This is a genomic window from Enterobacter sp. MEB024, from assembly GCF_030209635.1.
GTDB lineage: Bacteria > Pseudomonadota > Gammaproteobacteria > Enterobacterales > Enterobacteriaceae > Enterobacter > Enterobacter ludwigii.
Map to the genome: position 1 here is coordinate 86,010 of NZ_JARVRQ010000008.1, position 11,919 is coordinate 97,928.

Below are 11,919 nucleotides of genomic sequence, written 5' to 3' on the forward strand. Positions count from 1 at the left end.
TAGAACGATGCTGCAACGACACAAAATACTGCTCCTCGATACCGGCAAAGAGTGGGGTGGTGGCACCAACAGCATGCTCGAACTTCTGAAGCGGATTGACCGCGAGAAGTTCGATATCACCTGCTGTTTTTACAGTGATTACAGCCGTGCCGAAGGGCAAACAATCGGCCAGGTGCTGGACAGTATCGGCATTCCCTTAATTGTGATCCCTCAGCCACGGCAGCCCGTATGGGCGAAACTTGCGAAAGAGCTGGGCCGCAGTCTCCTTTTCTTCTCGCGCCGGGGGCGTAAGGCCTTTACGCGCCATATCGACACGCTCTGGCGTATTCGGCCCAATGTTCGCAGAATTGCAACGCTGCTCAGTGAAGGCGGATTCGATACGCTGTATATGAACAATCAGCCTGGCTCAAATGAAGAAGGGTATTTAGCCGGTGCAAAACAGCATGTGCGGTTAATTCAGCACTGCCGCATCGAACCTGTCATGACGCCGCCGCTGGTCAGGCTGGTTAATGACCATGCCACAAAAATCATTGCGGTCTCCCACGGCGTTGAGCGTGTTTTACTTCAGAATGGGGTTCGCCCTGAGCTCTGCACAACCGTAAACAATGCAATCGACATCCACCAGCCCCTGCCAGACCGAAGTGCAATGCGCCAGCGGCTGAACATTGATGACGATACTTTCGTTTTCGGTAGCGTGGGGTCACTGATCCCCCGCAAAGCAAACCATCATACTCTGGAGGCGCTGGCGCAGTTCAGTCAGAAGAACCCTGACGCAAAATGGAAGATGGTGTTAGTCGGTGAAGGTGGCGAACGCGACGCATTAATTGCTCAGGCCACCGCATTGGGTATTGAGAAGCAGGTCATCTTCACGGGGTTCAAGAATACCCCCTTTGATTACCTTGCGACATTTGACGCTTTTATTTTAGCCTCACAGAGCGAAGGATTACCTCGCGTCGTGCTGGAAGCCATGTTGCTTAATATCCCTGTCATTGGCTCGCAGGTGACCGGGACAGCGGAATTAATTGACCCAGGGTCGACGGGACTCTTGTTCCCCTGGGGCGACGTTTTACAGCTTGCCGCGCATCTTGAAAGCATCTGGAAAGATGCCGATCTGCGCGCACGCCTGGCTTTGGCTGCCCGTCAGAATGTCTGTGGAACCTATGCCATTGAACAGTATGTTAGCGGCGTCGAAGCGGTACTTGGCGCAAAATAATCACACGAGATGAACATGTTTAAATTCCTTAACGCTCGCTATCGTCATATTACCGGACGACATAACATTCCGTACCGTTCCCTGCCGGTAACGGGCAATCTTGTTGCCGTTGACTCCATCGTCATTCCTTGCACCGGCGCTGATTTTGTTGAAGAGGCGTTACTGTCGGCAACTTTTGCTGAGCGTTATGCCACCGGCGTCAGCGAGATCGTGATTGTCAGCGATCAGCCAGAATCTGCTTTCGGGGTGCTTCCCCCTAAAACTCGCGTAGTGACACTCACGCTTCCTAAACGAGAAGAGAGTTACCGCTACAAGCAGATCTATCTTAGCCGTCTGGTGAAGCTCAATGCGCCGCTACAGGCCCGGGGTGAAGGCGTTTTGATGATCGACTCCGATCTCAATCTGCTCAAAATGCCTGAGATCAACATGGCCGATATGCACATCTACTCCAGCTTCCGTCAGGGTAAGATGATCGCCAAACTCGATGGCGCTCCCGCGGAGAAAGTGCCCGCCTATTACAAAGAGACGGTGCGCCCTTATCTTGTCGATCACGTTAACGGCGCTTTCCTCGCAGCAACCCAAAAGACGTGGCGACGCATTTGCCCGCTGTGGTTGACTCTGTTCCAGGATACCTGGGAGCTAATGGAAGATAATCAGCCCCCAACCGATCAGCTTCCGCTCGCCGCACTTCTGGATATGCTGGATGTGAAAACGGTCAATCTGGGTGACTGGATGAACTGGCCGGTCTCTAAGAAAATTGGCGGACAAGAGGCTGTGGTACCGAAAGAGGTCATTGGCGCACACGGCGGTTTCCCGCTGTCCGAATGGCAGAAGTATCTTGAGTCACCAGACAATAAGCTGCAGTTCAAAGGTCAGGATTACACGCGAAAGGTGCGTTACCTGACAGACGAAGAGAAGAAGAACCAGTAAAAAAGGGGCCTGAGGCCCCTTTTTTTATGACTAATCCCAGCTCAGGATAACCTTCCCGGACTGGCCAGAGCGCATCGCGTCAAAGCCTTCCTGGAACTCATCGATGGAGAAGCGATGGGTGATAATCGGAGACAGGTCCAGACCAGACTGGATCAGTGCCGCCATCTTGTACCAGGTTTCGAACATCTCGCGGCCGTAGATACCTTTGATGAACAGCCCCTTGAAGATAACCTTGTTCCAGTCGATAGACATATCAGACGGTGGAATGCCCAGCATCGCAATACGTCCGCCGTGATTCATGGTGTCCAGCATGGTGCGAAACGCCGGTGGTGCGCCGGACATCTCAAGACCCACGTCAAAACCTTCGGTCATGCCCAGCTCTTCCATCACGTCGCTCAGGCTCTCTTTAGAGACATCCACCGCGCGGGTCACACCCATTTTGCGCGCCAGCGACAGGCGATACTCGTTCACATCGGTAATCACCACATTGCGGGCACCAACGTGCTTCGCCACCGCGGCCGCCATAATCCCGATGGGACCCGCGCCGGAAACCAGTACATCTTCACCGACCAGGTCGAAAGAGAGTGCCGTGTGTACCGCGTTGCCGAAGGGATCAAAGATAGAGGCCAGATCGTCAGAAATGTTGTCCGGGATTTTGAACGCGTTAAACGCCGGGATCACCAGGTATTCTGCGAAGCAGCCCGGACGGTTCACGCCCACGCCGATTGTGTTGCGGCACAGGTGCGTGCGTCCACCGCGGCAGTTACGGCAGTGACCACAGGTAATATGACCTTCACCCGAGACGCGGTCGCCAATGTTGAAGCCTTTTACTTCCTGACCCATGCCCACCACTTCGCCGACATATTCGTGGCCCACGACCATCGGTACCGGAATGGTTTTCTGCGACCACTGGTCCCAGTTGTAGATATGAACGTCAGTGCCGCAAATGGCGGTTTTACGAATTTTGATCAGCAGATCGTTATGACCGACTTCCGGCTCCGGCACGTCGGTCATCCAAATCCCTTCTTCCGCTTTCAGTTTGGATAACGCTTTCATCACACGTCCTCAGGCAATTACGCCCAGCTGTTTGCCGATGCGGGTAAAGGCTTCCACCGCACGTTCAATTTGTTCAGGCGAATGCGCCGCAGACATCTGGGTGCGGATACGCGCCTGGCCTTTTGGTACCACCGGGAAGAAGAACCCGGTAACGTAAATTCCTTCTTTCTGCAGCTCGCGGGCAAAATTCTGCGCCACAACCGCATCGCCCAGCATCACCGGGATAATGGCGTGATCGGCACCGGCGAGCGTAAACCCTGCGGCACCCATTTTTTCACGGAACAGGCGGGCGTTTGACCACAGACGGTCGCGCAGCTCAGCGCCAGACTCCACCATTTCCAGGACTTTAATGGATGCGGCAACGATCGCCGGCGCCAGCGAGTTGGAGAACAGGTATGGACGGGAACGCTGGCGCAGCCACTCAACCACCTCTTTACGCGCAGCAGTATAACCCCCTGACGCGCCGCCGAGCGCTTTACCCAGCGTACCGGTGATAATGTCCACGCGACCCATTACGTCACAGTATTCGTGAGATCCACGGCCGTTCTCACCAACAAAACCGACGGCGTGTGAATCATCAACCATCACCAGCGCATCGTATTTGTCTGCCAGGTCGCACACGCCCTTCAGGTTGGCAATCACGCCATCCATAGAGAACACGCCGTCGGTGGCGATCAGCACATGGCGGGCACCTGCTTCACGTGCTTCTTTCAGGCGCGCTTCCAGTTCAACCATGTCGTTGTTGGCGTAGCGGAAGCGCTTCGCTTTACACAGGCGCACACCGTCAATGATAGAAGCGTGGTTCAGGGCGTCGGAGATAATCGCATCTTCTGCGCCGAGCAGCGTCTCAAACAGACCACCGTTGGCGTCGAAGCACGAGGAGTACAGGATCGCATCTTCCATCCCCAGGAAGTCCGCCAGCTTTTTCTCAAGCTGCTTATGGCTGTCCTGCGTACCGCAGATAAAGCGTACGGAGGCCATACCGAAACCGTGGGTGTCCATGCCTTGTTTTGCCGCGGCAATCAGCTCAGGGTGATTCGCAAGACCTAAGTAGTTGTTCGCACAAAAGTTGATCACATGGCTGCCATCGGCAACGGTGATGTCCGCCTGCTGAGCAGACGTGATAATACGCTCTTCTTTGAACAACCCTTCCGCACGTGCGGTGTCGAGGTCGCTGTTTAACTGTTTGTAAAAATCACCACGCATTGCAATTCTCCAGACTCGGCAAATTTTGGCACATATTACCCAACCCTGGCCGCCATGACGAGATGACACATTATCTCTTCTCGTTTTTGCAGCATAAATCACGTGTACCCTTGCGCTATGTCGGTGAATGGCTGAAGGGCAGCCATACTAATGATATGATAAGAACATTAGCGTCCGGGATTGTCCCCGGACTCCACACTTCAAAGGTTACAGTTATGATCATCGTTACCGGCGGCGCGGGCTTTATCGGCAGCAACATTGTTAAGGCCCTCAATGACAAAGGCATCACCGACATTCTGGTGGTGGACAACCTGAAAGACGGCACCAAGTTTGTAAACCTGGTGGATCTGAACATCGCTGACTATATGGATAAAGAAGACTTCCTTATCCAGATTATGGCAGGTGAAGAGTTCGGCGAGATCGAAGCCATCTTCCACGAAGGTGCATGCTCTTCCACCACCGAGTGGGACGGCAAGTACATGATGGACAATAACTATCAGTACTCCAAAGAGATCCTGCATTACTGCCTGGAGCGTGAAATTCCGTTCCTGTACGCCTCTTCTGCAGCAACCTACGGTGGCCGTACGTCAGACTTTATCGAATCCCGCGAATATGAGCAGCCGCTGAACGTCTATGGCTACTCCAAATTCCTGTTCGACGAATACGTGCGTCAGGTTCTGCCTGAAGCCAATTCCCAGATTGTGGGTTTCCGTTACTTCAACGTGTACGGACCGCGCGAAGGCCACAAAGGGAGCATGGCGAGCGTCGCGTTCCACCTGAACACGCAGCTGAACAATGGCGAAAGCCCGAAACTGTTTGAAGGCAGTGACGGCTTCAAGCGTGACTTCGTCTACGTAGGCGACGTGGCGGCAGTGAACCTGTGGTTCTGGGAAAACGGCGTCTCCGGTATCTTTAACCTGGGGACAGGCCGTGCGGAATCCTTCCAGGCCGTGGCGGACGCCACCCTGGCGTACCACAAAAAAGGCAGCATTGAATACATTCCGTTCCCGGACAAACTGAAAGGTCGTTACCAGGCCTTTACGCAGGCGGATTTGACCAACCTGCGTGCGGCGGGTTACGACAAACCGTTCAAGACCGTTGCCGAAGGCGTAACGGAATATATGGCCTGGCTGAACCGCGACGCGTAAGTATGAAAATTCTGGTGATCGGCCCGTCATGGGTGGGCGACATGATGATGTCGCAAAGTCTCTATCGCACGCTCAAGGCGCGTTATCCCCAGGCGATAATTGATGTGATGGCACCTGCCTGGTGCCGTCCGTTGTTATCGCGTATGCCGGAAGTTAACGAGGCGATCCCAATGCCGCTCGGCCACGGCGCGCTGGAAATTGGTGAACGTCGCAAGCTCGGCCATAGCCTTCGCGAAAAGCGCTATGACCGCGCCTATGTCCTGCCTAACTCCTTTAAATCCGCCCTGGTACCCTTCTTTGCGGGCGTCCCCCATCGCACCGGCTGGCGTGGAGAAATGCGCTACGGTCTGCTGAACGACGCGCGCGTGCTCGATAAAGACGCCTGGCCACTCATGGTCGAGCGCTACGTCGCGCTGGCCTATGACAAAGGCGTGATGCGCAGCGCAAAAGATCTGCCGCAACCGCTGCTCTGGCCCCAGCTCCAGGTCAACGACGGTGAGAAATCCCACACCTGCAACGCGTTTGGAATTTCATCAGAACGCCCTATGATCGGTTTCTGCCCGGGAGCAGAGTTCGGCCCGGCAAAACGCTGGCCGCATTATCATTACGCTGAGCTGGCAAAACAGCTGATCGATGAAGGTAATCAGGTCGTGTTGTTTGGCTCGGCGAAAGACCACGAGGCGGGTAACGAAATTCTGGCTTCGCTGAATACAGAACAGCAGGCATGGTGCCGTAATCTGGCAGGGGAAACCCAGCTGGAACAGGCGGTAGTTTTACTTGCCGCCTGTAAAGCCGTCGTCACCAACGACTCAGGCCTGATGCACGTCGCCGCTGCGCTCAACCGGCCGCTGGTTGCTCTGTATGGCCCCAGCAGCCCTGACTTTACGCCACCGCTTTCTCATAAAGCGCGCGTCATACGTCTGATCAGCGGTTATCACAAGGTGCGAAAAGGCGATGCGGCTGAAGGCTATCACCAGAGCCTGATCGACATCACGCCCGAGCGTGTCCTTGAAGAGCTCAACGAGCTGCTGTTGAGTGAAGAAGGATAACGGATGCGGGTATTGATCGTTAAAACCTCTTCCATGGGCGATGTGCTGCATACTCTGCCGTCGCTCACCGACGCCATGCAGGCCATTCCCGACATTCGTTTTGACTGGGTGGTGGAGGAGGGCTTCGTACAGATCCCCACCTGGCATGAAGCAGTAGACCGCGTGATCCCGGTTGCTATCCGCCGCTGGCGTAAAGCGTGGTTCTCGGCACCGATTAAGGCTGAACGTCAAGCCTTCCGTGATGCGGTGCAAGCGCAGCGTTACGATGCCATTATTGACGCACAGGGTCTGGTCAAAAGCGCCGCGCTGGTCACGCGTCTGGCGCACGGCGTTAAGCACGGTATGGACTGGCAAACCGCCCGCGAGCCGCTGGCGAGCCTGTTCTATAATCGCCGCCACCATATCGCGAAACAGCAGCACGCCGTGGAGCGCACCCGTGAGCTGTTTGCGAAAAGCCTCGGCTATGCAAAACCGGACACGCAGGGTGATTACGCTATTGCGCAGCATTTTTTGCGCGATGCGAAGACGCACACACCGCCCTATCTGGTCTTTCTGCATGCCACAACGCGCGATGATAAGCACTGGCCGGAATCACACTGGCGAAGACTCATTGAGCTAATGCAACCGACCGGCATCCATATTAAACTCCCGTGGGGCGCAGAACACGAAAGGCAACGCGCAGAGCGTTTGGCCGCGGGTTTTTCAAATGTGGAAGTGTTACCTAAACTCACGCTGGCTCAGGTTGCCGCGCAACTGGCAGGCGCCAGCGCCGTCGTATCCGTGGATACCGGATTAAGCCATTTAACCGCAGCGCTGGACCGCCCCAATATCACCCTTTTCGGTCCGACCGACCCGGGACTGATTGGGGGGTACGGTAAAAACCAGCATCAAATGGTCAGTCCGACGCAGCAGATGAGAGACATTACCGCAGATGCGATTTTTTCGTTTTTACAGGGCAGCCATCGGCTTTCTAACAGGGATATTTAACCCATGAGTTATGTATTTCTGCTGATTTTACTTTTTCCGGTGAAACTCATCCGGAAGCTGTTTCGCAAAGACACGGGCAGAAACCTTGTCATTCAGACAGCCAAAATCGGTGACTTTATCAATGCAACGCCTCTACTGGCGTATCTGCAAAAAAGCGATGTGCTGATCAGCCGCAGCGTTAACGCGTTGGCTCAGCATGACGACAGTATCGAAGAGATCTTTTTTGTGGAGCAGCAAAAGCGCAACCTGTGGCGTAAGCTCTGCTTCGCCTGCCGGATCATGAATCGCTACGACAATGTCTATCTGCTGCAGCCCAACAGTGTGAATCTCTTTTTCGCCTCAGCCTGTAATGCAAAAAACAAACAATTTTTAAGCACTTATACGCGCAGGTGGTATCACGGAATTTTTTATGCCACGGCTGATGGTACCGTTGGGCATGGCAAAAAGACGCTGTCCGTCACTAACTATCTCAAGCTCGCCGATCGCGCGCTCACCTGGCAGGACTCCCCCAAACACGCCACAAAGCCCCTGTTCAAGCCTGCGGTTTACCCGCAAATTCTCGATAAACCCGGGGTTATCCGAATTGGTATCAGCATTTCTGCCGGTAACAAAGCAAAGACGGTTCCCCCGGCAATCTGGAAACGTATTGTCGATCATCTTGCCGACCTGCCCTGCGAGTTTTATGTTTTTGGCGCACCGAACGAACAACCGTGGATGGATGACATCACCCGCGCTTACGGTGAAATTCCCAATTTTATCAACCTCATTGGCAAAATATCGCTCGAAGAACTGCCGTGGGCGATATCCAAAATGGATTGTTATATTGCGTCAGATTCAGGGAATATCTACATTGCCGATGCGGTGGGCGTCCCGGTGGTGTTGCTGTTTGGCCCTTGCTGCCATTATGAACAACGTCCGCTTGGCAAGGTATTGCTGATTGGGAATGATGCGCATATTTGTTCGTATGTATTTGAAACACGCTACTATTTCTCCCAAGATCGGGAAGAACTTTTCGCTGTGACAGACGAATCACTACGTGAGCTTAAAGATTTTATTCGCGAATTACCAAAAGCTAACACAATCACATCTCTCACTGATGCCCAGGGAAACTAATTTTTATGGCTTTTCTAAGCATCATTATTGCCGCGCATAATGCCGAAGATACCCTTCATGCCACTTTAGAAAGCCTGCAGAATGCGATTGGCAGTGCAGGCGATGCTGTTGAGATCATCATCTTTAATGACAGCTCAGATGATGGCACACAGGATATTATTGAAGCGTGGTTACCAAAATTACCTCATGCAACAACGCGATGTGTGGATTACCGTAACGTGGGTCGGGTCCGAAACAGTGCTGTTACGCTGGCATCAGGGGACTATATTACGATGCTGGACAGCGATGACCGGCTAAAACCGGGCAGCATTCAGGATGCCGTGGATTTTCTGCAAGCACAGCGTCCAGATATGCTACTGACGCGCTTACGTGAAATTCGTGATATCAAAAAGATCACCTCAACCTGGCAAGGTTTCGACCCTGTGGCAATCTCGCAACAAGACGCGATCTCCCGTTTTTTGCGACATAAAGACTTTCAGGCACATCTGATCGGCCAATTTATTCACAAAAACCTGTATAAAGCTAACCCTATACCTTCGATGGTCTGTTACGAAGATTTCGCTGTGTTCCCCGGAATGATTATGCAAGCGCAAAAAATATTTTATCAGCGTCAGGGGCATTATTATTACATCAAACGTCATGGAAGCTTATCCAGCGAACTTGACGCCAGCAAAGTCTCTTCACTTGTTGATTGCACGCTTCGCATGGAAGAAACCTTCCCGCGCAGTTTTAAACATCTCATCAATTGTCACTGGTTTGATATATACAGTAACCATAAAAAGTATCTCTCGACACCACACTTACATTTAGTAAAAGATCGGGTGAGCCAGCTTTATTCGCTTTCGTTCTTTATGGACACTCATATTCGGTTTAGTTATAAGAAAAGGGTTATTGAGGCATTATGGAAAAAATAAAACTTCGACTTTATCAACTGACACTTTTTCTGAGCTTCATCTCTTTGATGCTTGCATTAGTCAATTCAGGGAAGCAACGTGAGTTTTTCTATATTGCAATTTATATCGCTATTCTCGGTTTAGCGTTTGAATATAAAAAAATTACGCTAAAACCATTCTCAATAGCACTACCCATATTTCTTATTGGATTACTGAACTTTGTCTGGTATATGGTCTATGAGTACCATAGCGAAGGCTTAAACATGTACAGCGATTATCTCGGTGCAAGTAAAAAATTACTTTTGGCGAGTATTCTCGTTTTCTATATTGACCGTTTTAAAGATTATATCGACAGAGATAATTTTAAGAAATATTTTCTTTTAGCAACTGCGACAGGATTTGCTCTCGCAACCGGTTATGGATTGTGGCAGGCATCACAAGGTATGGCTCGTGTTGAAATGGCAATCAATCGAGCCACGGTCTCTGCCTATGTTTACTCCGTGTTGTCACTTGCCTTTGTGTACAGCCTTTACCTCCAGCAAAATGTTAAGCTCTATGTTCTGGCCGGCTTTACCATTTTGGTCTCGTTCTTTGTTATTCTTTTGACCGGAACGCGTGCTGCAATGGGGCTCTATTTACTTCTTGCTATCGTAATGACGCTTTATCATTTCAGAAGAATTCATCTGAAATCGACTCTGATATTTTTATGTATTGTGGCGGGTATTGTAGTCGTAAGCTACAAACCTCTGATTTCACCTAAGATCATGCAAACTCAAACTGAACTAGAGAACTATGAGAAAGGCAACGATCGCACTTCTCTCGGCGCACGTTTTTCCATGTGGACTATCGGTATTCAAAATGGTCTGGCGCATCCTCTGGGACAGTCAGTCGAGGATCGAGAAGCATGGACAAAACGCTATGTTAGCGATGGTCATCCGCATCTCGCTGCTGCACTCGATTTTATCAAAGTACATCTACACAATGAATTTATTGAAAAGTATTCATTACAAGGAATACCTGGCCTGGCAATACTGCTCTTTTTCTTCGTGTCGATGATGGGCTACGCCATCAGAAACAAAAATGGTCTGCTATTGACTGCCATGCTTCTATTATTGCTCTATGGCCTGACAGACGTCATATTGTTGAGTTCGGAGGCATTGATATTCTTTATGATCCTGTTTGCTCTGAGTACACCTTTCTCTCAGACAAAACAACAATGATAAATAATGCCCGCCTGGCGGGCATTATTATTTCTGGTGTTGATAAAACTCCGCCAGCGTCATCCCCACCGTCTTGTCCGACAGCCATGTAAACAACTGTTCCAAATCCTGGTACAACCCTTCAATGGCCGCATCATCTTTGAACGTAGGACTTCCGCCGGGCATAAATTCTGAAGAATGGAGCATAAACTCCACATAATCATTGCCCTGCGACAAGCACTGTTGTGCGACCTTAATCATCTCAGACGCATTTCCACCAGACGGACGCAGCCAGTTAACTGACGGGGAACGGTATTTCCCACGCAGCCGATCGTAGCCCTGTTTAACGGTGTTCAGCCAGGCCGGGTGTTTATACTGAATACTCATCGGCACTTCGAGCAAAGGGCTCTTTCCCGGGCGGGAAATATCCTCTGTATCGATAAAGTAGGCATGGTCGGGGAAATGCTGATAATTCGTTCCTCCGTGACCCTGCGGCGCCCCTTTGGCATTTCGCCAGTTCACCCGTGGGGTGACGGAACAGTCAACCTGATAACCCAGCTCTATCAGCAAGTTTGCGTAGCGACGATCAAACGCCCAACGCCCGGCACGGTGGCTCAGCATTTTGGTCTGGAAGGTCTCTTCCAGTAAGTGCGTCATAAAAAGCACTTTCTCGCGCATAATTTCATCTGAAAACTCAATCAGATAAGGTTGCCAGCGCCAGTCATCACCGGTGAGGTCATGTTCAGGTGGGCTGTTCCACGCATGAAGATGCATGCCAACCTCGCCCTGGCCGCGGGCAATCACATCTTTTGCGAACTCAATGAAAACCGGTTCGATCGCCATCTCATAGTTGGTCAGCCAGACCGGCTTAAAACCAAAACGCTCGCATAGCGCCTGAAATCGTGCCAGGTAGCGTGCGTTTTCCGTTTTGATAACACGGTGGTTTTGCCAGAGATTATCGCCTTCTGTATCAATGGTGATGATAAACGCTGGTTTTTTCATAATGAGTCCGTAAGACGTAAGAGTGAGGGCTATGTTACGCACTCTGCGAAGCAGGAGTAAACCCTTCCAGGGAAATTCCTGACATTATGGAGAAAGAGTGCAAGTCGCCATCAGGTCTATTAG

11 protein-coding genes are annotated in these 11,919 nt (G+C 51.6%); 8 read left to right on the top strand and 3 right to left on the bottom strand.

The features are described 5' to 3' along the window. The first annotated feature begins 7 nt into the window (after window positions 1-7). The gene (locus QRN24_RS14890) at window positions 8-1,213 is read left to right on the top strand and encodes a glycosyltransferase (protein WP_014168073.1); all 1,206 of its coding nucleotides are present in this window, start codon (window positions 8-10) and stop codon (window positions 1,211-1,213) included. Between the two features lie 15 nt (window positions 1,214-1,228). Further along, window positions 1,229-2,143 (top strand): hypothetical protein, encoded by a 915-nt coding sequence (locus QRN24_RS14895; protein ID WP_020882674.1) that lies wholly within the window; start codon window positions 1,229-1,231, stop codon window positions 2,141-2,143. 30 nt (window positions 2,144-2,173) lie between these two features. On the opposite strand, the gene tdh is transcribed toward QRN24_RS14895, so the two are convergent. Both tdh and kbl read right to left on the bottom strand, forming a co-directional pair. Then, entirely contained in the window at window positions 2,174-3,199 is a 1,026-nt protein-coding gene (gene tdh / locus QRN24_RS14900; protein WP_020882675.1) for an L-threonine 3-dehydrogenase, read from the bottom strand. A gap of 9 nt (window positions 3,200-3,208) precedes the next feature. Beyond that, complete coding sequence (gene kbl / locus QRN24_RS14905) at window positions 3,209-4,405, bottom strand: glycine C-acetyltransferase (protein ID WP_020882676.1); 1,197 nt, start codon at window positions 4,403-4,405, stop codon at window positions 3,209-3,211. 215 nt (window positions 4,406-4,620) lie between these two features. Here kbl and rfaD point away from each other — a divergent pair, with 215 nt between their 5' ends. From rfaD to QRN24_RS14935, 6 genes are read left to right on the top strand one after another with little or no spacing between them, the layout of a single operon-like run. Continuing rightward, window positions 4,621-5,553 (top strand): ADP-glyceromanno-heptose 6-epimerase, encoded by a 933-nt coding sequence (gene rfaD, locus QRN24_RS14910; RefSeq protein WP_008502707.1) that lies wholly within the window; start codon window positions 4,621-4,623, stop codon window positions 5,551-5,553. 2 nt (window positions 5,554-5,555) lie between these two features. Beyond that, the gene (rfaF, locus tag QRN24_RS14915; RefSeq protein ID WP_020882677.1) at window positions 5,556-6,602 is read left to right on the top strand and encodes an ADP-heptose--LPS heptosyltransferase RfaF; all 1,047 of its coding nucleotides are present in this window, start codon (window positions 5,556-5,558) and stop codon (window positions 6,600-6,602) included. A 3-nt stretch (window positions 6,603-6,605) separates the two neighbouring features. Beyond that, window positions 6,606-7,589, top strand: coding sequence for a lipopolysaccharide heptosyltransferase RfaC (gene rfaC / locus QRN24_RS14920; RefSeq protein WP_232947400.1), 984 nt, complete (start codon window positions 6,606-6,608; stop codon window positions 7,587-7,589). Window positions 7,590-7,592: 3 nt separating this feature from the next. Continuing rightward, window positions 7,593-8,702: a glycosyltransferase family 9 protein gene (locus tag QRN24_RS14925; protein WP_284942850.1), complete on the top strand. Its 1,110-nt coding sequence runs from the start codon at window positions 7,593-7,595 to the stop codon at window positions 8,700-8,702. A 5-nt stretch (window positions 8,703-8,707) separates the two neighbouring features. Then, complete coding sequence (locus QRN24_RS14930) at window positions 8,708-9,616, top strand: glycosyltransferase family 2 protein (RefSeq protein WP_020882680.1); 909 nt, start codon at window positions 8,708-8,710, stop codon at window positions 9,614-9,616. Continuing rightward, window positions 9,604-10,815: an O-antigen ligase family protein gene (locus tag QRN24_RS14935; protein ID WP_284942851.1), complete on the top strand. Its 1,212-nt coding sequence runs from the start codon at window positions 9,604-9,606 to the stop codon at window positions 10,813-10,815. The genes QRN24_RS14930 and QRN24_RS14935 overlap by 13 nt, the downstream gene beginning before the upstream one ends. A gap of 27 nt (window positions 10,816-10,842) precedes the next feature. On the opposite strand, the gene QRN24_RS14940 is transcribed toward QRN24_RS14935, so the two are convergent. After that, complete coding sequence (locus QRN24_RS14940; protein ID WP_059305848.1) at window positions 10,843-11,796, bottom strand: polysaccharide deacetylase family protein; 954 nt, start codon at window positions 11,794-11,796, stop codon at window positions 10,843-10,845. Window positions 11,797-11,919 lie beyond the last annotated feature (123 nt).